This window comes from Kitasatospora dryopteridis, assembly GCF_050749075.1.
Taxonomy (GTDB): Bacteria; Actinomycetota; Actinomycetes; order Streptomycetales; family Streptomycetaceae; genus Kitasatospora.
The window spans coordinates 3,585,839-3,605,344 of sequence record NZ_CP192749.1 but is presented as its reverse complement, the minus strand read 5'-3'; the positions used below and the strand labels follow the sequence as shown (position 1 = coordinate 3,605,344).

The window sequence follows — 19,506 nt, the reverse complement described above, 5'->3', positions numbered from 1 at the left end:
AGTGGCACAAGTGACAGCTGGACATTACCTGGGATGAGACGGTCCGACCAGCGGATAACCGCCTCCTCTAAACTGGCGCCCATGGCTGACACGACCTACCGACTCATCCTGCTCCGCCACGGCGAGAGCCAGTGGAACCAGAAGAACCTCTTCACCGGCTGGGTCGACGTCGACCTCAACGAGAAGGGCGAGAAGGAGGCGGCCCGCGGCGGCGAGCTCCTTCTCGCCGAGGGCCTCCTCCCCGACGTGGTGCACACCTCGCTGCTGCGCCGCGCCATCCGCACCTCCCAGATCGCGCTCGACAAGGCCGAGCGCCACTGGATCCCGGTCAGCCGCAGCTGGCGCCTCAACGAGCGCCACTACGGCGCCCTGCAGGGCAAGGACAAGGCCCAGACCCTCGCCGAGTTCGGCGAGGAGCAGTTCCAGCTCTGGCGCCGCTCGTACGACACCCCGCCGCCGGTGCTGGCCGACGACAACGAGTACTCGCAGGCCGGCGACGCCCGCTACGCCGAGATCCCGAGCGAGCTGCGTCCGCGCACCGAGTGCCTCAAGGACGTCGTCGAGCGGATGCTCCCGTACTGGTACGACGCGATCGTCCCTGACCTCGCCGCCGGCCGCACCGTCCTGGTCACCGCCCACGGCAACAGCCTCCGCGCGCTGGTCAAGCACCTGGACGGCATCTCCGACGAGGCCATCGCCGGCCTGAACATCCCCACCGGCATCCCGCTCGTCTACGAGCTCGACGCCGACTTCAAGCCGGTCACCCCGGGCGGCCGCTACCTCGACGCCGAGGCCGCCGCCGCCGCCATCGAGGCGGTCAAGAACCAGGGCAAGAAGTAGTAGAGATCGTGACCATGCCCCCGACCTGCGCATACGGCGCGGGGTGGGGGCATTTTCACGGCCTGGGCCCTCTGCGGGACCTCGGCGCGGTGGGCCCTGCGACGCCCGGTGGCACGCCGGAGGGGCGCAGGCCGCAGCCCACGCCCCTCCGGACCGGTGGAACAGCTCAGTTGACGGTGAAGAAGTAGTAGGCGGGAGCCGTCCGGGCCCCGTCCTTGGTGGTGCCGTAGACCTCCAGGGCGTACCAGCCGCTCTCGGTCGGGGTCCACGAGATCTGCGCCTCGCCGCGGCCGCCGGCCTTCACCGTGGTGCCCTCGCCCCAGTTGACGGAGTACGTGTAGCTGACCGCACCCTTGATCTTCGGGGTGAAGGCGAAGGTGCCGGGCACGCCCGCGCCGCCGCCCGAGCCGTTCTCGGGATAGACGTCCGAGGTCACGGTCGGGGAGGTGTCGGTGCCGCCGGTGCTCCACCACTGCTGCTGGCTCACCCAGCCGTTCGCGCTGGTGGAGGTGACGAGCAGCACGTCACCGTACGGGTCGTCCAGCGTGAGGTTCAGCTCGGCGATTCCGCTCGCGGACGCCTTGACGGTGGTCTTCGACTGGTTCTGCCCGAGGTGCTCGACGGTGTAGCCGATCACGGGGCTCACCGCCTGGAGACCCGGGTCGGGGGTGAGCTTGAAGGTCGCCTGCTTGCCGTACTGCGGCGAGTTGGAGACCTTGGTGACCGTCGGCGCATCCGGCTTGACCCAGATGTAGTAGGTCGTGGGCCGGGACATGTTGAACGCCCGGTCCAGGCCGGCCACCTGCAGGACCAGGAACCCGCTGTGCGGCGGCATCAGGTTCACCGTGGCCGAGCCGCCGAGGGAGTCCGCCCGGGCGAAGTAGTTCGGGCTGGTCTCGTACGGGTCGTGGTACTCCGGGATTCCGTGCTCCCCGATCGACGCGCCCCCGGCGACCGGGAACGTGCCGAACCAGGTGAACACGTAGCCGGCGATGTCACTCACACCGTTGGCACCGAACGTGAGCTTGATCGGGGAGCCGCCCTGGTTCTGCTGCCCCGCCGGGTAGTTCGGCGAGCTGACGGTCGGCTCCGCGCTCGGGAAGGTGTCGTCGGTGGCCACGTAGCACGGCGCCGACCAGTCGGAGGCGGCACTGCCGTCCGCGTCCACGCTCCGCGCCTGCCAGGCGTAGGTCTCGCCGTCGAGCAGCGGGGCGTTGTAGCCGCCCAGGGTGGCCGTCGCCTCGTTGCCCAGGTAGGAGTACGTCCGCTCGGCGGTGACGACCTGCGACGGGTCGGAGACCGGCCAGGCCCGGAACTGCGCGGTGACCCACCGGACGCCGGGATCGGTGTGGCCCGGGATGCCCTCCACGGTGAGACCGGCGCGCCCCGCGACGTACACGGGCTCGGTCTGGTCGGTGGAGCACGCCTGGTACGCGTTGTACAGGTCGGTCGGCGTCGTCGGCGTGCCGCCGGCCGCGTGCGCGGGCGCGGCAACGGCGAGCAGCGCGAGGCCGGCCGCGGCGACCGAGGCGAAGGCCGCACGGATGCGTGCGGCCGGGGTTCTGTTCACGTGGTGCCTCCCCTTGGAGCCCCGCCGGTGGCGTTCCGGTCGAACGCCGCTCGACGGGCGCGGGGAATGCTAGTGCACACGTACGAACGACTGTACGGGTTATCCGGGGCGGCGGTGACGGGGGGTCACGCTGCGGCCGACGGGTCGCCAGATCGGTTGTGGCGCAGACTGGTTCAGACCATTGACGGTCGGCGGCGGCGCTTCTAGCGTAGTGGTCCAGACCTGGCGCGGGCACGCCAAACCCCACACTGCGCGCTGCCCGCCGGGTGTTCCAGCACGTCCACGCACACGCACACTCCATCCACCCCCACGGAGGGAGCACCATGCGCAAGCGTCACATCCTCGCGGCCGTTGCCGCGGCCGTCGCCGTCCCGTTCGCCACCGCGATCCCCGCGCACTCGCACGGCTGGGTCACCACCCCGCCCGGCCGGGCCGCCCTGTGCGCGGCCGGCACCGTCGCCAACTGCGGCGACATCCGGTGGGAGCCGCAGAGCGTCGAGGGCCCCAAGGGCTTCCCGTCGCGCGGCCCGGCCGACGGCACCCTCTGCGCCGGCGGCAACAGCCGGTTCGCCCAGCTCGACGACCCGCGCGGCGGCGGCTGGCCCAGCACGAAGGTCAGCGCCGGCCAGCGGCTCACCTTCACCTGGAAGTTCACCGCCCGCCACGCGACCACGCAGTTCCGCTACTACCTCACCAAGCCCGGCTACAGCGCGAGCACCAAGCTGACCCGAGCCAACCTGGACGCCACGCCCTTCCTGACCGTCCCCTACAACGGCGCCCAGCCGCCCGCCACGCTGAGCCACACCGCCACCCTGCCGTCCGGCCGCACCGGCCACCAGGTGGTCCTGGCGATCTGGGACATCGCCGACACCGGCAACGCCTTCTACCAGTGCATGGACGTCACCTTCTGACCCGAGCTCCGAGGTCGTAGACGGAACTGCCCCGCCCGGACTGCACGGCCGGGCGGGGCAGTGTTGTCGCCCGCTCGCCTCCGGGCCCTCTGAACCCGGCGCCGACGGTCGTCGCTCCGTCGCTGCGCTCCCTCGCTCCTCACTTTCGGCACCGGCGGGCCCTACGGCTCGGGCGGTGTTTTCGCCGCTCGCAGGAGCCGTCAGTGGCCGCCGCAGCAGCCCCCGTCGGCGCCGCCGCACTGGCACGGTGCTCCGGACTGGCAGCCGCAGCCGCAGCCCGGCCCGCAGCCGCAGCCCGCGGCGACGACCGGCAGCAGCTTCGCGGAGGGCGGTGCGGCGGTGCCCGCCTCGGGCGTGGTCTGGGTCCGGGTTGCCTTCATCGCGCTGGCCTCCTCATCGACGGCGGTCGACGGCACGAGCGCAGTCGACGGCGCACCACGGCACGCGACACACGTCGGCATGCCTGGTACGAGTGAAGACCGGCCCCGGCCGGGGCGTCAACGGGCGCGCAGGGACAGGGCGCCCGCGCACGCGTGCGCCCCCGCCCCCGCACCGGCCCGTCCGACCACGGCCGGACGACCGCAACCGACGGGCCGCGACCGGCAGGCCGCGGGGAAGCCGTCAGTCCAGCTGGACGGCGGCGGCCGCAGCCACCTCCGCGGCGAACTCGGCCGCGTGCTCACCGGTCACCAGGTAGACCACCCGCTTGGCCACCGACACCGCATGGTCCGCGAACCGCTCGTAGTACCGGCCGACCAGGGTGACGTCCACCGCGGTCTCGATGCCGTGCTGCCAGCGGTCGTCCAGCAGGTGCGAGAACAGCTCGCGGTGCAGCGCGTCGATCGCGTCGTCGTCCCGCTCCAGCTCCAGCGCGGCGTCCACGTCCTTGGTGGAGATCACCAGGCCGGCCTTGGCGACCAGGCGCTGCGCCAGCTGCCCCATCTCCAGCACGATCGAGTGCAGGTCGTTGGGCACCGCCGACTCGGGGTAGCGCAGCCGGGCCACCTTGGCCACGTGCCGGGCCAGGTCGCCGCAGCGCTCCAGGTCGGCGCTCATCCGCAGGCTGGTGACCACGATGCGCAGGTCGGTCGCGACGGGCTGCTGCCGGGCCAGCAGGTCGATGGCCCGGTTCTCCAGGTCGTGGTGGAGGTTGTTGACCTTCTCGTCCGCGGCGATGACGCTCTCCGCCAGCGCCAGGTCGGCGTCGAGCAGCGCGGTGGTGGCCCGGCCCATGGCCGAGCCGACCAGCCGGGCGAGCTCGACCAGGCCGTCGCTGATCGAGTCGAGTTCCTCGTGGTACGCGTCGCGCATGCTTCTTCTCCTCCTGGCCGCCCGCCCCCGCTACAAGGGTCGGCCGGTCCGTCAGTAGCTCTGTCGGTGGCGGTGCCGACCGGTCCGTCCGGGGACGGCCGCTGCTGGTGGCGCGAATGGTAGCCGCGTCACCGCCCGCACGGGCTTGCACCGACCACACTGGCCCGTTCGGGCGACCGCGCACGACCTCCGCAGTGAACCGGCAGAGGACTGAAGGTGAATTCTCGGCAACGCGTGGCCGATCCCTTGATCGCACCCTTGGGGAGCCCTCCCACCTTGCGCTTAGGCTGAATGGCATGGACGTGAATGTGGCCACCGCCGCTGCCTGCGCCATAGCCGGGCTCGGCGTCGGTCTCACGGCCGCCATCGCCTTCCGCTGGAGCGAGCGCGAGCAGGCCCGCGGTTTCACCCCCAGGGGCGGCACCGCCGGCAGGGCCGGGAGCAGCGGGCTCCTGGCGTACGACACCCCTCTTCCACCCGGTGTGGACACCGTGCTCTCCGTGCTGCGCTCCTGCGCGATCGTGCTCGGGGAGGGGGACGAAGTGGTCAAGGCCAGCTCCGCCGCGTACGCGATGGGCCTGGTCCGCGGCGGCGCGATGGCCGTCGACCCGATGCTCTCGCTGGCCCGCGCGACACGCAGGGACGGCGAGATCCGCCAGGTCGAACTGGAGGTGCCCCGGCCGGGCGGCGCCAGAGCGGCCGAACCGCTGGCAGTCTCCGTCCGGGTCGCCCCGCTCGGCTCCCGGCTGGTGCTGGTGCTCGTCGAGGACCTCACCGAGCGCCGCCGGATCGAGGCGATCCGCCGCGACTTCGTGGCCAACGTCTCGCACGAGCTCAAGACCCCGGTCGGCGCGCTCTCCCTGCTCTCCGAGGCCGTCGCGGACGCCTCCGACGACCCGGAGGCCGTCCAGCGCTTCGCCGGCCGGATGCAGATCGAGGCGACCCGGCTGGCCAGCCTCGTCCAGGAGATCATCGACCTGTCCCGGGTCCAGGACGACCAGCGGCTGGTCGATCCCGAGCCGGTGCCGGTCGACGAGCTGATCGCCGAGGCGATCGACCGCTGCCGCCAGCCCGCCGCCGCCAAGCAGATCCTCATCGCCGCCGGCGGCACCGGCGGCCTCTACCTGCACGGCAACCGCGGCCAGCTTGCAGCCGCGCTCGGCAACCTCGTGGAGAACGCCGTCAACTACAGCCCGCCGCGGACCAGGGTGGCCATCGCCACCCGCCGCATCTCCAGCGCCGCCGTCCTCGGCGAGGCCGACGGCGAGCTGATCGAGATCTCGGTGACCGACCAGGGCATCGGCATCTCGGAGAAGGATCGCGAGCGCATCTTCGAACGCTTCTACCGGGTGGACCCGGCCCGCTCGCGGGCCACCGGCGGAACCGGCCTCGGCCTCTCCATCGTCAAGCACGTCGCGGCCTCGCACCGCGGCACCGTGGCGGTGTGGAGCGTCGAGGGCCAGGGTTCCACCTTCACCCTGCGGCTCCCGGCCGGGCAGGCCCCGGCCGGCGACCGCGAGACCGTCCCGCCCGCCGAGGCGGGCGGGACGACCGAACAGACCGCACCAACCCCCCTTCCTGCCCCGGAGGCCCGATCGTGACCCGAGTACTGGTGGTCGAGGACGAGGAGTCGTTCAGCGACGCCCTCTCGTACATGCTCCGCAAGGAGGGATTCGAGGTGGCCGTCGCGGCCACCGGCCCCGACGCGCTGGAACAGTTCGAGCGCAACGGCGCCGACCTGGTGCTGCTCGACCTGATGCTGCCGGGCCTGCCGGGCACCGAGGTCTGCCGCCAGCTGCGGGTCCGCTCCAGCGTCCCGGTGATCATGGTCACCGCCAAGGACAGCGAGATCGACAAGGTCGTCGGGCTGGAGATAGGGGCGGACGACTACGTCACCAAGCCCTACTCCACCCGTGAGCTGGTCGCCCGCATCCGCGCGGTGCTGCGCCGCCGCGGCGAGGACGGCAACGGCAACGGCGACGGCAGCGGCCCGGGCGCGCTGGAGGCGGGCCCGGTCCGGATGGACGTCGACCGGCACGTGGTGACGGTGGACGGCGCCAAGGTCGACCTTCCGCTCAAGGAGTTCGACCTGCTGGAGATGCTGCTCCGCAACGCCGGCCGGGTGCTCACCCGGATGCAGCTGATCGACCGGGTCTGGGGCGCGGACTACGTCGGCGACACCAAGACCCTGGACGTCCACGTCAAGCGCCTGCGCGCCAAGATCGAGCCGGACCCGGGCGCGCCGCGCTACCTGGTGACCGTCCGCGGCCTGGGCTACAAGTTCGAGCCGTAGGCCGGCCCGGACGGAGCAGGACGACCGACGGCCGAGGGCCCCGCACGGTGCGGGGCCCTCGGCCGTTTCGCGGAGTGCGCGGCTGCGCGGCGGCTCAGTGGGCCGCGGCGGCCGTCGTGGTCGGCGAACCGGTGGCGGTGGCCGAACCGGTCGCCGTGGCGGTCGGGCTCGCCGAGCCGGTGGCCGTGGCGGTGGCCGAGGCCGAGCCGGTCGGGGAGGCGGTGGCCGAGCCGGAGGGCTTGGCGGTCGGCTCGGCCGTGTGCTCGGCCTTGGGGCCGAAGGAGGCGTACAGACCGGCGGCCGGGACCACGCCGACCGGGACGCCGACCTTGCCGTTGGTCTTGAAGGTGAAGTCGGTCGCGGCGTAGCCGCCCACCGGCAGCTTGGCCGACTTGAGGTGGACGGCCGGCTGGCCCTCGCCGCCGAGCAGCACCGCGCCGCCGGCCGGGATGACGATCTCGGAGACGGCCGCGCCCTTGGCGTCGGTGAAGGTGGCGGCGCCCGCGCCCTCCACCGAGACGGCCTGCAGCACCTCGGGGGCGGAGCCGGTGTTGGCGATGTTGACCGTCAGGTTGGCCGGGCCGGCCTCGTCCGAGGAGGCGCCCTTCTCGGTCACCAGCACGATGTTGTTGAGGCGGAGGTCCTGGCCGATGGAGGTGGCCGCGGTGTCCGGCTTGATCTGCAGGGTCTCCGCGTCGTTGCCGGCCGCGCAGGCGGACAGCGGAACAACGGTGGCGAGGACGAGGGCGGCGATCGCGCCGCGTCGAAGGCTCCGGCTCACGGCGGCGGATTCTCCTTGGATGTGGATCACGGATGTGGATCACGTGGCGGTGGTCAGCGATCAGACTACCGACCGCTTACGCCCGCCTCCCACGGGGTGGCCCCGTGTCGCGGAGCGCCGTCCGTACGCACGCGCAGCACGCTCCGCCCGTGGTCCGGGACGCCCACGAACCGGCGCAGGTCACACGGGTCCGGTCGGGCGGTGTGACGGATAACGGTTCGGACACGGCGGCGGATCGGACGAAAACTCAAGATCCAATCATGGTTTCGGCGGTGTTGCCAGAGGTTTCGCGGAGCTGTCGTACCGCCTCCGACCTGCGGGAAGCCCCCCTCGAACACCGGTCGCAGCACGTAATGGGGGTGCTTGTCAAGCCCTGAGACCCGCCCTGACCTGCGAAAACGCCCTTCGGGTGCGCCGAGAAGCGTGTTATTCTGGAAAGCCACGGAAGGGGTCCTGTCACATGACGTTCAAGGTTGGCGACACGGTGGTCTACCCCCATCACGGGGCCGCGCTGATCGAGGCCATCGAAACTCGCCAGATCAAAGGTGTGGACAAGACCTACCTGGTGCTCAAGGTGCAGCAGGGAGACCTGACGCTGCGTGTGCCCGCCGAGAACGCAGAGTTCGTCGGCGTGCGCGACGTGGTCGGTCAGGAAGGTCTCGACCGGGTCTTCGAGGTGCTGCGCGCGCCGTACACCGAGGAGCCCACCAACTGGTCCCGTCGCTACAAGGCGAATCTCGAGAAGCTCGCCTCGGGCGATGTCATCAAGGTCGCCGAGGTGGTTCGCGACCTCTGGCGGCGCGAGCGCGAGCGCGGGCTGTCGGCCGGTGAGAAGCGGATGCTCGCCAAGGCCCGTCAGATCCTGGTCAGCGAGCTCGCGCTGGCCGAGAACACCAACGAGGACAAGGCGGAGACGCTGCTCGACGAGGTCCTCGCCTCCTAAGCGGCTTCGCAACGCTCGGCGCCCGATGTCGGTGCGCGATCCCGGTCACACGGCTGTCCGGGTCGCTCTCCGACACCTCGGGCGCTTCGGCGTGCCCGCACACAGCCCGGGCGCCGACCCGGGGCGAGCGGTGTGCCGCGTCACGCCCCGGCGGGGTCGGGCCGGGCCGTGCAGGCGCACGCGCTCGTACGACCGCCCCGCGCGGGTGGCCGCGCCCCTGGCCGCGCGTCGGTCTGGCACGCGCGGGGGTCGCGGACTCGTCGGAGCGGTTCGACCAGCGGTTTGACTAACGTGCAGTCGGAAGGGGTCCTCGGCGTACGCCGCACGGCGCACGCCAAGGCCATACCCACTTCGCCGAAGGAGCGAAACCTGAACGGGTCAGCAGCAGTTGCAGCGGCGGTGGTGCCCGCCGCCGGGCGCGGGGAGCGGTTGGGGCCCGGCGCCCCCAAGGCCCTGCGCGAACTCGGCGGGGTGCCCCTGCTCGTCCACGCCGTCCGGGCCCTCGCCCGCAGCCGGGCGGTCGGCCTGGTGGTGGTCGCCGCGCCGCCGGACGGCGTCGCCGAGGTGGTCGCCCTGCTGGACAGCCACGGGCTGGACGGCAAGGACGTCCGGGTGGTCGCCGGCGGCGCCACCCGCCAGGAGTCCGTCCGTCTCGGGCTGGCCGCCGTCCCGGCCGAGGTCGGGACGGTGCTGGTGCACGACGCGGCCCGCCCCCTCGTCCCGGTCGAGGTGGTGGACGCGGTGGTCGCCGCCGTCCGGGCCGGCGCCGACGCCGTGGTGCCCGCCCTCCCGCTCGCGGACACCGTGAAGCGGGTCGAGCCGCAGGCCGCCGGTGTGCCCGAGCCCGTCCTGGAGACCCCGGACCGGGCCGCGCTGCGCGCGGTGCAGACCCCGCAGGGGTTCCGCCGCGCGGTGCTGCACGAGGTCCACGAGAAGGCGGTCGCCGAGGAATCGGCGGGCGGCCTGCCGCCGGTCACCGACGACGCCGGGCTGGTCGAGCGCTTCGGCGGCCGGGTGGTCGTGGTGCCCGGCCACGAGGAGGCGTTCAAGGTCACCCGTCCGCTCGACCTCGTGCTCGCCGAGGCCGTGCTCGCCCGCAGGAGGGCCTCCGATGGCTTCTGAGCAGACCGCACCCGCCGCCCCCGTCATTCCGCTGGTCGGCATCGGCACCGACGTGCACGCCTTCGAGGCCGGCCGCCCGCTGAGGGTCGCCGGACTCGACTGGCCGGACGCCGGCGACGGCCTGGCCGGCCACTCGGACGCCGACGTCGCCGCGCACGCCGCCTGCGACGCGCTGTTCTCCGCGGCCGGCGTCGGCGACCTCGGCGCGCACTTCGGCACCGACCGCCCGGAGTGGTCCGGCGCCGCCGGCACCGTCCTGCTGGCCGAGGCCGCCCGCATCGTCCGCGCCGCCGGGTTCGAGATCGGCAACGTGGCGATCCAGGTCGTCGGCGTCCGCCCGAAGATCGGCAAGCGCCGGGCCGAGGCGCAGGCCGCGCTCTCGGCCGCGGTGGGCGCACCGGTCTCGGTCTCCGGCACCACCACCGACGGGCTCGGCCTGACCGGCCGCGGCGAGGGCCTGGCGGCCATCGCCACCGCGCTGGTCTACCGGGTCGGCTGACGCCGCACCGGCCGGCCCCGCGCGGCGGGAGCCGGCCGGCGGGCGGGCAGGGGGTTCTGACCGGCCGTCAACCGGGCGGCCCGGCACCCGCCCCCCGCCCACCGCAAGATCGTCGGCCCCCGACGGGCCGACACCCGGCCCCGGAGGCCGGGCAGTGGCGGATGTCGCGGGCGCCAAAGGTGGCGGGGCACCCCCTCGCGCCCACTACGCTTGACGCTGTGAGCCTTCGCCTGTACGACACCAGCACCCGCCAGGTACGCGACTTTGTCCCGCTTGTACCGGGCTGTGTCTCGATCTACCTGTGCGGCGCTACCGTCCAGGCCCCGCCGCACATCGGGCACATCCGGTCCGGCCTCAACTTCGACGTGATGCGCCGGTGGTTCGCCTACCGCGGCTACGACGTCACCTTCGTGCGCAACGTCACCGACATCGACGACAAGGTGATCGCCAAGGGCCGCGAGTTCGGCATCCCGTGGTGGCAGATCGCCTACGCCAACGAGCGCGCCTTCAACGACGGCTACACGGCGCTCGGCTGCCTGCCGCCGACCATCGAGCCGCGCGCCACCGGCCACGTGCCCGAGATGATCGAGATGATGCGCGGCCTCATCGAGCGCGGCCACGCCTACGCCTCCGAGGGCAACGTCTACTTCGACGTGAAGTCCTACCCGGACTACCTGGAGCTCTCCAACCAGCAGCTGGAGAACCTCCTGCAGCCGGAGAGCGAGGGCGAGACCGGCAAGCGGGACGCACGCGACTTCGCCATGTGGAAGCGGGCCAAGGAGGGCGAGCCCAGCTGGGAGACCCCCTGGGGCCGCGGCCGCCCCGGCTGGCACCTGGAGTGCTCGGCCATGGCGCACAAGTACCTCGGCCGCGCCTTCGACGTCCACGGCGGCGGGATCGACCTGATCTTCCCGCACCACGAGAACGAGATCGCGCAGTCCAAGGCCTACGGCGACGACTTCGCGGCGTTCTGGGTGCACAACGCCTGGGTCACCATGAGCGGCGAGAAGATGAGCAAGTCGCTCGGCAACTCGGTGCTGGTCTCCGACATGGTGCAGCGCTGGCGCCCGATCGTGCTCCGCTACTACCTGGCCTCCCCGCACTACCGCTCGATGATCGAGTACAGCGAGGAGTCGCTGCGCGAGGCCGAGACCGGCTTCGCCCGCATCGAGGGCTTCATCGAGCGCGCCGTCGAGCGCTGCGGCCCGGTGGACGCGGCCCCCGAGGTGCCGCTCGCCTTCGCCGAGGCGATGGACGACGACCTCGGCGTCCCGCAGGCGCTGGCCGTCGTGCACACCGCCGTCCGCCAGGGCAACAGCGCGCTGACCGCGGACGACAAGGACAGCGCGGTGGCGCGTCTCGCCGAGGTCCGTGCGATGCTCGGAGTGCTGGGCCTCGACCCGCTCGACGAGTTCTGGGCCGGCACCGGCCGCGGCGACGACCTGCACGGCGTGGTCGACTCGCTCGTCCGCCTCGTCCTGGAGCAGCGCCAGGCGGCCCGGGAGCGCAAGGACTACGCGACCGCGGACGCCATCCGCGACCAGCTCGGCCTCGCCGGGCTGGCCATCGAGGACACCCCGTCCGGCCCCCGCTGGACGATCAACCAGTAGGCCCCGCCCCACGGGCGGGACCGACCGACAAGTAGCCCCGACCGCCGGGGCGAGCGTGGGCCGCAGCCGGAACCCGACCGGCTACGGCCCATCCTCATGACGAACCTCAAGACGTAGAAGAGACAGGAAGTACAGCCATGGCCGGCAACAGCCAGCGCAGGAACCGCCGCAACCCCGGGTCGAAGAAGGGCGCGAGTGTCGGTACCGGCGGCCACAGCCGGAAGGCACTGCAGGGCAAGGGCCCGACCCCGCCCGGCGAGGAGCGCAAGGGGCACCCCAAGCAGCGCGCCGCCAACGCCGCGCTCAAGCGCGAGCGCGACGCCAAGTCCCGGGCCGGCATGCGCCGCGCCGGTGCCGGCCGGGGCGGGCGCGGCGGCGCCGGTGCCGCCGAGCTGGTGGTCGGCCGCAACTCGGTGGTCGAGGCCCTGCAGGGCGGCGTGCCGGCCAGCGCGCTGTACGTGATGCAGTTCATCGACACCGACGACCGGGTCCGCGACGCGTTCCAGGCCGCCAACGAGCGCGGCATCCCGCTCATGGAGGCCCCGCGCGCCCAGCTCGACCAGATGACCGGCGGCCTCAACCACCAGGGCCTGGTGCTGCAGGTCCCGCCGTACGAGTACGCGCACCCGGACGACCTGGTCGCCGAGGCCGCCGACGCCGGCGAGGACGCCCTGATCATGGCCCTGGACGGGGTCACCGACTCGCGCAACCTCGGCGCCGTGGTCCGCTCCGCCGCTGCCTTCGGCGCGCACGGCGTGGTCATCCCCGAGCGTCGCGCCGCCGGCATGACCGCCGGAGCCTGGAAGACCTCCTCCGGTGCCGCCGCCCGGCTGCCCGTGGCCCGTGCGACCAACCTGACCCGCGCCCTGGAGTCCTACCAGAAGGCCGGTCTGATGGTCGTCGGCCTGGCCGCCGACGGCGAGACCGAGATCGGCGACCTCGACGCGCTCACCGGCCCGGTGGTCATCGTCGCCGGCTCCGAGGGCAAGGGCCTCTCACGGCTGGTCTCCGAGACCTGCGACATCCGGGTCCGCATCCCCATGCCCGGCGAGACGGAGTCGCTGAACGCCGGCGTCGCCGCGGGCATCGTGCTCTACGAGGCCGCGCGGCTGCGCGCCCGCCGCGGCTGAGCCGGCCCCCGAGGGGGTCTGCTCGTCCGGAACGGACAGCTTCATGGGAGGAACCGATCGGGTCCGGCCGGGCCCGATCGGTTTTCTCATGATCACTTCAAATCCACGCCGCGAGTCCACCCGGGAGAGTGTCCTCCGGGGCCGTCACCCGGTTAGAGGGGTGTGGACACCAGAACACCTCGGCGCCCGGGACAGGGCGGCACGGCCGGAATAGATTCCGGTCCGGGCCTCAGCACGGTCAGGGTGCCGTCCGATCCCGCGAAGCTCAGCAGCACCCAGGCCAGCTTCCGCGTCCGGCTCGCCGCACCGGTGGCCCCCATGATCGACGTGCCGCTCGGCGCGGCCTTCGGCGACCCGTACGGCATCCAGACCGGCGCGTCCGGCCTCGGCGCCCGTCCGCTGGTCACGCCCCAGGTCGTGGTGCCGAGCGCGCAGATCCCCGCCCTCGCGGGGGTCGGTGCGGCGGTGCCGCGGCGCAAGGGCAGGGTCACCACCGTCACCTGGAGCGGCCAGGCGGCACCCGGCGACGTCGCCGCCACCCGGCTGCTGGAGGCCGCCCGGCTCACCACCGTGCCCGCCCCGGCGGGCGCCCCCGGCTCGGCAGCCCTCGGCGGCGGTACGGGCAACGGCCTGGGCGGCGGATTCGGCCACGGCGGCCGTAGCTCCTCCGTGCTCGACGAGACCCAGCCGCTGCACGCCGTGCCGCGGCAGTCCGGCCCGCCCCCGCTGCCGTACGAGCCGGTCACCCGGGGCTGGGCGCCGAGCGGCGAACTGCCCGAGGTGTCCGCCACCGCAGGGCCCGCCGACGCCAAGCACGCCTGGTACCCGGGCCGCCGGGTCGACCTCGGCCTCGTCCTGCTGCCGCTGCGGGTGGTGCTGGGCTCGCTCTCGGTCTACGCCGGCTTCAGCAAGCTCTGCGACCCGGTCTACTTCGACGGCGGCGAGCGCGGCTCGATGATGCGCTGGCTGTCCTCGCTGCACCCGTGGAAGGCCGCCGAACCACTGCTCGCGTTCGCGATGAACCACCCGGTCGGTGCCGGGCTGGGCGTCGCGTTCACCGAGATCGTGGTCGGCGTGCTCACCGTCCTCGGCCTCTGGCAGCGGCTCGCCGCCGGTGCGGCGATGACCCTCTCCGCGGCGCTGCTGTTCACCGTCAGCTGGCGGTCGGTGCCGGTCTACGACACCCCCGACCTGATCTTCCTGGCGGCCTGGAGCCCACTGCTCATCGCCGGGGCGCCGTTCGGCTCGCTGGACGGCCGGATCGCCCTGGACGCCTGGCGGCAGTACGGGCCCGACGCGCCCGGGGCCGTCCGCCGCCGGGTGCAGCGCCGCGGTTCGGTGGTGGCCGCGGTGGTCGTCGGGTTGACCCTGCTGGTCGGGTCGATGCTCGGCGCGGCCGTCCGCACCGGCACGGGCACCGGCCCCGGGCCGGTCAAGCAGCCCACCGACTACGGCTCGCCGATGTGGCCGGGCAACGGCAGCACCCCGCCGTCCCCGACGCCGAGCACCACGCCGTCGCCCAGCCGCTCCGCCTCCCCGTCCGCCTCGCCGTCGGCCTCGTCCTCGTCGAGCAAGGGTTCCAAGGCGAGGTCGTCCAAGACCGGCAGCGCCGGGGGCGGCACGGGCACCCCGGGCGGCCGGTCCACCAGCACCCGCAGTACCACCGGCGGCAGCCACGGCAGCGGGGGTTCGACCCCGGGGCCGGGCAGCTCGGGCCTGATCGGCGGCGTGCTCGGCAGCGGCCCGCTGGGCGGACTCTCCGAGCTCGGGATGGACCGCCCCACCGGCCCGGCGCCGGCGGCCTGACGGCGGTCGACCGGGTGCCCCCGACGGGGCTTCCGGGCGGCAGGAGGGGCCTCCCACCGCGATGGTGGGAGGCCCCTCCTGCCGTTCCGTCAGGAGCGGTCGGCGGTGCGGGCGGGGTGGCGGTCGGCGGCCGCCGCGGTCAGCCGGACGACCGGCCGGCGGCGAGCTCCTTGGCGGCCTCGGTGAGGTCCTTCGCGGTGTCGATCGCCCGCCAGTAGCAGCCCTGCGGCAGCTGGTAGCCGGCCAGCTTCTTGGCCCGGGCCAGCTGCGGGAAGGTGGTGCGCTCGTGGTCGCCGACGTCGGGCAGCAGCGCGCGGAACGAGGGTCCGAAGACGTACAGGCCCGCATTGATGAGGAAGGGCGACGGCGGGGCCTCGATGAAGTCCAGCACGTTGCCGAAGCGGTCGGTCTCCACCGCGCCCCACGGGATGCGCGGCCGGGCCAGGGCCAGGGTGGCCACGGCGGCCCGCTCGTGGTGGAAGGCGGCCATCTCGCGCAGGCTGAAGCGCGTCCAGATGTCGCCGTTGGTGGCGAACCAGGGCTCGTCCGGGCGGGGGAGCGAGGCCGAGGCGTACTTGAGGCCGCCGCCCCGGCCCAGCGGCTCGCTCTCCACGACGGTGCGGACGCTCAGCGGCAGCTCGGTCGTGTCCAGCCACTTTTGCAGCACCTCGGCGAGGTGGCCGCAGGAGATCACCACGTCGGTGACGCCCTCAGCGGCCAGCCAGGCCAACTGGTGGCCGACGATCGGGGTGCCCGTGCCGGGGATCTCCACCAGCGGCTTGGGGCGGTCGTCGGTGTAGGGGCGGAGCCGGGAGCCCTGCCCTCCGGCCAGGATCACCGCCTGGGTGACGGCGGGAGCGGCGGCCAGGGCCACGGGATCGTGCGCGGCCGCGAGCTCCGCGGCCATCTCGGCGGGCGTCTGATCAGCGGTCATAGCCAGAACAATAGGGTCCGCGCGGAGCGGACCCCATGGGTTCGACAGCACCGGGCCCGCCGTGCGCCCGGTTTCCGCCCGCCGCACGCCCGGTTTTCCGGGCGTGTCGCGGCAGCCGGGTGGGCCCGTTCTGCCGATCAGGCCGCCGTACCGGGCGGCCCGCGGCTGTCAGGAGGTGGCGCCGGCGGCGAAGGAGCCGTCGCAGACCGGGCGGGCGAAGGAACGGGCGCGCTGCACGTCCCCCTGGTACTTGCGGACCGCGGCGCGGCCCAGCTCCGAGGCGAGCTCGGTGCAGTACGGGGTGAGCGAGGGCTTCTCCCGCATGGTGCGCTCCAGCAGGTCCAGCGCGGTGCCGGGGTTGTGGGCGTCCAGTTCGCCCAGCAGGTCGGCGCGGAGCGCATCCTGCGGGGTGCCCGGGGTGGCGGGGCTGCGGCCGATGGTGCCGTCGCTGCTGGACGCCGCGACCACCTGCTGGTCGAGCCCGGTCGGCGGCGCCCACGGGACCCGGGTCACGGCAAGGGTGCCGGTGGTCACCAGGAGCACCGGCAGGGTGAGGGCCATGGTCTGGCCGATACGGCGTACGAGCTGTTTCACGCACAGGAGCGTAGCGGTGGGTGGTGGCAACGGCGCTCTCCGTTACACCAATGAGTGACCGGTGTCCCGTTTTGTTCCGTCATGTGGTTGACGCCGCCGCCCGCGCGGCGGGGGAGGGGGGACGCGCAGGGGCCCCGGCGGACGCATTCCGCCGGGGCCCCTGGTGCGGCCTCGTGGCGCGGCCCGCGGGTGCGGGCCGCGCATCGGGTCACTTGCTCAGGCGCAGGCCCGTGCTGGTGGAGAAGACGTGGGTCTCGCCGCCGGTCGGGACCACGTGGATCGTCTCGCCCTTCTGCGGGACCTGGCGGCCGTGGACGCGCACGACGATGTCGGTGTCGTCGCCGCCGATCTTGGTGGTGCCGTAGACGTAGCCGTCGGCGCCGAGCTCCTCGACGACGTTGACGGTGACCGCGACGCCCTCGATGCCGCCGCCGGAGACGATCTCGAAGTGCTCCGGGCGGATGCCGACCGTGACGGTCTTGTCGGTGCCGGCGCCGGTCAGGTCCTCGCGGGAGATGTTGATGACCGAGCCGCCGAACTTCACGCCGCCGTCGACCAGCGGGACCTCGACCAGGTTCATCGCGGGCGAGCCGATGAAGCCGGCGACGAAGACGTTGGCGGGCTTGTCGTACATGTGGCGCGGGGAGTCGACCTGCTGCAGCAGACCGTCCTTGAGGACCGCGACGCGGTCACCCATGGTCATGGCCTCGGTCTGGTCGTGGGTGACGTAGACCGTGGTGATGCCCAGGCGGCGCTGCAGGCCGGCGATCTGGGTACGGGTGGAGACGCGGAGCTTGGCGTCCAGGTTGGACAGCGGCTCGTCCATGAGGAAGACCTGCGGCTCGCGGACGATCGCGCGGCCCATGGCGACACGCTGGCGCTGACCGCCGGAGAGCGCCTTCGGCTTGCGGTCCAGGTACTGGGTGAGGTCGAGGATCTTCGCGGCCTCTTCGACCTTCTGGCGGATCTCGGCCTTCGACACGCCGGCGATCTTGAGCGCGAAGCCCATGTTGTCGGCGACGGTCATGTGCGGGTAGAGCGCGTAGTTCTGGAACACCATGGCGATGTCCCGGTCCTTCGGCGGCAGGTGGGTGACGTCGCGGTCGCCGATGCGGATGGCGCCGCCGTTCACGTCCTCCAGACCGGCCAGCATGCGGAGGCTGGTCGACTTGCCGCAGCCGGACGGGCCGACCAGGACGAGGAACTCGCCGTCCTCGACGTGCAGGTCCAGGGCGTCGACGGCGGGCTTGGTGCCGCCCGGGTAGAGGCGGGTCGCCTTGTCGAACGTGACAGAAGCCATGGCTGTGCTCTCCTTCACCGGCAGGAACGTGCCGGACGATCCGAGTAAAGGTTGGATTGTCGGAACCCGGCCCACTCCGTTCAGGAGTCGAACGGGGCAGGGCTCTCCGCGACCGTACCCGGACGTTCGTCCGGTTGTCAGCCCCCGCCGGTGGCCGAATTCGGCATCAGTCGGATCACAAGCCGGACACATCGCCCAAATCACCCGCCCGGCACCCCGTCCCACCGGCCAAAACAGACGGCGCCGCCCCGCATCCGCCCGCTACACTTCCCGTGGTACCGCCGTGGTCCACCGCGGACGGTCACCGTGCCTCCTTAGCTCAGCTGGCCAGAGCACCGCTCTTGTAAAGCGGGGGTCGTCGGTTCGAACCCGACAGGGGGCTCGCCCATATCGGCAGGTCAACGGCCTGCCGAACGCGAAAGGCCCCGGACCGGCGACGGTCCGGGGCCTTTCGACATCTCAAAGTGACATCAGCGGGCGGGGCGGCGGCGCTTCAACAGCCGGTCCATGTGGCTCATGGCCTCCCGCTGGTGCGCCTGCACCACGTGCGCGTAGATCTCCATCGTGACCGCGATCTGGCTGTGCCCGAGGATCGCCATCAGGTCCCGCGGCTGCACGCCGGCCGCGGCGAGCAGGGTCGCGCAGCCGTGCCGGGTGTCGTGCAGCCGGACCGGCGGCAGCGCCTCGGCCGCCGAGATCCGGGTGAACGACCGGCTGAGGTTCCGCGGCTCCACCGGCCGCCCGCTCGCGGTGGTGAACACGAAGTCCGACACCTGCCAGTCCTGCCTGTTGGCGAGGCGCCGGCGCTGCTGCTCGGCCTGCCGCATCCGCTGCCACCGGAGCGGCGCCACGCACATCAGCGGCAGCGGGATCACCCGCATCCGCCGGGACTTCGGGCTGTCCGCGTACAGCTCGCCGCCGACCCGCTGAAGCTGCTGGCGGACCGTCAGGGTGCGGTTCTCCAAGTCAATGTCGCGCCAGTGCAGTCCCAGGATCTCGCCGCGCCGCAGACCGAGCGCCACGGCCAGGACGAACGCTGGATACAGCGGATCGGTGCGGGCTCCCTCCAGGAACAGCAGGGTGTCGTCGAGGCTCCACGGCCGGGTCTCGCGGTACTGAACTCGTGGAGCCTGCACCAGCTTGGCGACGTTGCGCGTGATCAGCTCGTCCCGTACCGCCGCCGACAGGGCAGTCCGCAGCACCAGGTGCGACTCCTTGGCGGTGGCCGCCGACACCTTCTTGGTCACCGTGGCGATCAACCGGCGGACGTCGGCCGTCCCAACTCCCTCCAGGGACTTGGAGCCGAGCACCGGCAGCAGGTGCAGCCGGATGTGCATGTCGTACTTGTCGTAGGTGGTGCGCTTCCGGTTGGGCTTGATGAAGTGCTCCAGCCAGTACGGTAGCCACTCGGAGAGCTTGGCCGAGCGGGTCGGGGTGGGGACGTTCTGGCGGTCGCGCCGCACCAGTTCCTGGCGCTTCTCGTCGCACTCCAGCCAGGTCTTGCCGTAGACGTACTTGCGGGCCCGGGTGCCGTCGGGCTGCGGCACGTAGACGGCCGCCTGGTAGCGGCCGTCCTTGCGCTTGGTCACCGTGCCGGAGCCGTTGGGGTTCCGCTTCTTCGCCATCAGGCGTTTTCCTCCATCTTGGTGCGGATGTAAGCGGCGAGGGAGTCGGCCGGGATGCGCCGGCTGCGGCCTTCGGTGAAGGTGGCGAGCTTCTTGGCGCGGATGAGGTCGTAGACCTTGCTGCGGCTCATCCGGAGTGCGGCCATGACCTCGGGGACGGTGAGGACTTCGGGGATGGCGGTGGCCAAGGGTGGGTCCTTCCCGGTGTAGGGCGGAGGGCGGAAGGGCGCGCGTGTG

General features: G+C 72.7%; 19 protein-coding genes and 1 tRNA gene. 11 read left to right on the top strand and 9 right to left on the bottom strand.

From position 1 onward, the window contains the following. Positions 1-81 precede the first annotated feature (81 nt). On the top strand, positions 82-840 hold the full coding sequence (locus ACQ614_RS16400) for a phosphoglyceromutase (RefSeq protein WP_431679307.1): 759 nt from the start codon (positions 82-84) through the stop codon (positions 838-840). A gap of 166 nt (positions 841-1,006) precedes the next feature. Here ACQ614_RS16400 and ACQ614_RS16395 read toward each other — a convergent pair whose 3' ends face one another. Next, positions 1,007-2,410, bottom strand: coding sequence for a hypothetical protein (locus ACQ614_RS16395; RefSeq protein WP_431679306.1), 1,404 nt, complete (start codon positions 2,408-2,410; stop codon positions 1,007-1,009). Positions 2,411-2,733: 323 nt separating this feature from the next. Here ACQ614_RS16395 and ACQ614_RS16390 point away from each other — a divergent pair, with 323 nt between their 5' ends. Then, the gene (locus ACQ614_RS16390; RefSeq protein WP_431679305.1) at positions 2,734-3,321 is read left to right on the top strand and encodes a lytic polysaccharide monooxygenase auxiliary activity family 9 protein; all 588 of its coding nucleotides are present in this window, start codon (positions 2,734-2,736) and stop codon (positions 3,319-3,321) included. A 200-nt stretch (positions 3,322-3,521) separates the two neighbouring features. Here ACQ614_RS16390 and ACQ614_RS16385 read toward each other — a convergent pair whose 3' ends face one another. Both ACQ614_RS16385 and phoU read right to left on the bottom strand, forming a co-directional pair. Continuing rightward, the gene (locus tag ACQ614_RS16385) at positions 3,522-3,701 is read right to left on the bottom strand and encodes a hypothetical protein (RefSeq protein WP_431679304.1); all 180 of its coding nucleotides are present in this window, start codon (positions 3,699-3,701) and stop codon (positions 3,522-3,524) included. A gap of 241 nt (positions 3,702-3,942) precedes the next feature. Continuing rightward, positions 3,943-4,632 carry a phosphate signaling complex protein PhoU gene (gene phoU / locus ACQ614_RS16380; protein ID WP_431679303.1) on the bottom strand — a complete coding sequence of 230 codons (690 nt, stop codon included), beginning with the start codon at positions 4,630-4,632 and terminating at the stop codon, positions 3,943-3,945. A gap of 296 nt (positions 4,633-4,928) precedes the next feature. Between phoU and ACQ614_RS16375 the strand changes: the two genes are divergently transcribed. Then, positions 4,929-6,233, top strand: coding sequence for a sensor histidine kinase (locus tag ACQ614_RS16375; RefSeq protein WP_431679302.1), 1,305 nt, complete (start codon positions 4,929-4,931; stop codon positions 6,231-6,233). Next, entirely contained in the window at positions 6,230-6,925 is a 696-nt protein-coding gene (locus ACQ614_RS16370) for a response regulator transcription factor (protein ID WP_363499251.1), read from the top strand. The genes ACQ614_RS16375 and ACQ614_RS16370 overlap by 4 nt, the downstream gene beginning before the upstream one ends. 94 nt (positions 6,926-7,019) lie before the next feature. Here the strand turns inward: ACQ614_RS16370 and ACQ614_RS16365 are convergent, their stop codons facing one another. Beyond that, on the bottom strand, positions 7,020-7,706 hold the full coding sequence (locus ACQ614_RS16365) for a DUF461 domain-containing protein (protein ID WP_431679301.1): 687 nt from the start codon (positions 7,704-7,706) through the stop codon (positions 7,020-7,022). 460 nt (positions 7,707-8,166) lie between these two features. Here ACQ614_RS16365 and ACQ614_RS16360 point away from each other — a divergent pair, with 460 nt between their 5' ends. The 6 genes from ACQ614_RS16360 (at position 8,167) to ACQ614_RS16335 (ending at position 14,816) form a co-directional block, all read left to right on the top strand. Further along, the gene (locus ACQ614_RS16360; protein ID WP_014136563.1) at positions 8,167-8,649 is read left to right on the top strand and encodes a CarD family transcriptional regulator; all 483 of its coding nucleotides are present in this window, start codon (positions 8,167-8,169) and stop codon (positions 8,647-8,649) included. 342 nt (positions 8,650-8,991) lie between these two features. Next, a complete protein-coding gene (gene ispD, locus ACQ614_RS16355) occupies positions 8,992-9,771 on the top strand; it encodes a 2-C-methyl-D-erythritol 4-phosphate cytidylyltransferase (RefSeq protein WP_431683942.1) in 780 nt (259 codons plus the stop codon). Then, positions 9,761-10,270 carry a 2-C-methyl-D-erythritol 2,4-cyclodiphosphate synthase gene (gene ispF / locus ACQ614_RS16350; RefSeq protein ID WP_431679300.1) on the top strand — a complete coding sequence of 170 codons (510 nt, stop codon included), beginning with the start codon at positions 9,761-9,763 and terminating at the stop codon, positions 10,268-10,270. The genes ispD and ispF overlap by 11 nt, the downstream gene beginning before the upstream one ends. Positions 10,271-10,488: 218 nt before the next feature. Then, on the top strand, positions 10,489-11,880 hold the full coding sequence (cysS, locus tag ACQ614_RS16345) for a cysteine--tRNA ligase (RefSeq protein WP_431679299.1): 1,392 nt from the start codon (positions 10,489-10,491) through the stop codon (positions 11,878-11,880). 137 nt (positions 11,881-12,017) lie between these two features. Beyond that, positions 12,018-13,010, top strand: a complete 993-nt coding sequence (rlmB, locus tag ACQ614_RS16340) for a 23S rRNA (guanosine(2251)-2'-O)-methyltransferase RlmB (RefSeq protein WP_431679298.1) — start codon at positions 12,018-12,020, stop codon at positions 13,008-13,010. Positions 13,011-13,253: 243 nt separating this feature from the next. Then, positions 13,254-14,816 (top strand): DoxX family protein, encoded by a 1,563-nt coding sequence (locus ACQ614_RS16335; RefSeq protein WP_431679297.1) that lies wholly within the window; start codon positions 13,254-13,256, stop codon positions 14,814-14,816. A 139-nt stretch (positions 14,817-14,955) separates the two neighbouring features. Here the strand turns inward: ACQ614_RS16335 and ACQ614_RS16330 are convergent, their stop codons facing one another. The 3 genes from ACQ614_RS16330 to ACQ614_RS16320 form a co-directional block, all read right to left on the bottom strand. Beyond that, positions 14,956-15,723 carry a nucleotidyltransferase family protein gene (locus ACQ614_RS16330; RefSeq protein ID WP_431683941.1) on the bottom strand — a complete coding sequence of 256 codons (768 nt, stop codon included), beginning with the start codon at positions 15,721-15,723 and terminating at the stop codon, positions 14,956-14,958. Between the two features lie 195 nt (positions 15,724-15,918). Next, positions 15,919-16,344: a hypothetical protein gene (locus ACQ614_RS16325; RefSeq protein WP_431679296.1), complete on the bottom strand. Its 426-nt coding sequence runs from the start codon at positions 16,342-16,344 to the stop codon at positions 15,919-15,921. A 208-nt stretch (positions 16,345-16,552) separates the two neighbouring features. Beyond that, positions 16,553-17,644 (bottom strand): ABC transporter ATP-binding protein, encoded by a 1,092-nt coding sequence (locus ACQ614_RS16320; RefSeq protein ID WP_431679295.1) that lies wholly within the window; start codon positions 17,642-17,644, stop codon positions 16,553-16,555. A gap of 308 nt (positions 17,645-17,952) precedes the next feature. On the opposite strand from ACQ614_RS16320, the gene ACQ614_RS16315 reads away from it, so the two are divergent. Continuing rightward, positions 17,953-18,026: transfer RNA gene (locus ACQ614_RS16315), tRNA-Thr, on the top strand. Positions 18,027-18,114: 88 nt separating this feature from the next. Here ACQ614_RS16315 and ACQ614_RS16310 read toward each other — a convergent pair. Together ACQ614_RS16310 and ACQ614_RS16305 are read right to left on the bottom strand one after the other, a co-directional pair. Beyond that, a complete protein-coding gene (locus ACQ614_RS16310) occupies positions 18,115-19,269 on the bottom strand; it encodes a site-specific integrase (RefSeq protein ID WP_431679294.1) in 1,155 nt (384 codons plus the stop codon). Beyond that, the gene (locus ACQ614_RS16305) at positions 19,269-19,457 is read right to left on the bottom strand and encodes a helix-turn-helix domain-containing protein (protein WP_363506634.1); all 189 of its coding nucleotides are present in this window, start codon (positions 19,455-19,457) and stop codon (positions 19,269-19,271) included. Before ACQ614_RS16305 ends, ACQ614_RS16310 begins: the two co-directional genes overlap by 1 nt. Between the last annotated feature and the right edge of the window lie 49 nt (positions 19,458-19,506).

Coding starts and splice junctions, on each gene's coding strand:
- ACQ614_RS16320 (WP_431679295.1), bottom strand. CDS start 17,644: ATGGCTTCTGTCACGTTCGACAAGGCGACCCGCCTCTACCCGGGCGGC.
- rlmB (WP_431679298.1), top strand. CDS start 12,018: ATGGCCGGCAACAGCCAGCGCAGGAACCGCCGCAACCCCGGGTCGAAG.
- ACQ614_RS16375 (WP_431679302.1), top strand. CDS start 4,929: ATGGACGTGAATGTGGCCACCGCCGCTGCCTGCGCCATAGCCGGGCTC.
- ACQ614_RS16390 (WP_431679305.1), top strand. CDS start 2,734: ATGCGCAAGCGTCACATCCTCGCGGCCGTTGCCGCGGCCGTCGCCGTC.
- ispF (WP_431679300.1), top strand. CDS start 9,761: ATGGCTTCTGAGCAGACCGCACCCGCCGCCCCCGTCATTCCGCTGGTC.
- ACQ614_RS16310 (WP_431679294.1), bottom strand. CDS start 19,269: ATGGCGAAGAAGCGGAACCCCAACGGCTCCGGCACGGTGACCAAGCGC.
- ACQ614_RS16330 (WP_431683941.1), bottom strand. CDS start 15,723: ATGGCCGCGGAGCTCGCGGCCGCGCACGATCCCGTGGCCCTGGCCGCC.
- ACQ614_RS16360 (WP_014136563.1), top strand. CDS start 8,167: ATGACGTTCAAGGTTGGCGACACGGTGGTCTACCCCCATCACGGGGCC.
- ACQ614_RS16400 (WP_431679307.1), top strand. CDS start 82: ATGGCTGACACGACCTACCGACTCATCCTGCTCCGCCACGGCGAGAGC.
- phoU (WP_431679303.1), bottom strand. CDS start 4,632: ATGCGCGACGCGTACCACGAGGAACTCGACTCGATCAGCGACGGCCTG.
- ACQ614_RS16385 (WP_431679304.1), bottom strand. CDS start 3,701: ATGAAGGCAACCCGGACCCAGACCACGCCCGAGGCGGGCACCGCCGCA.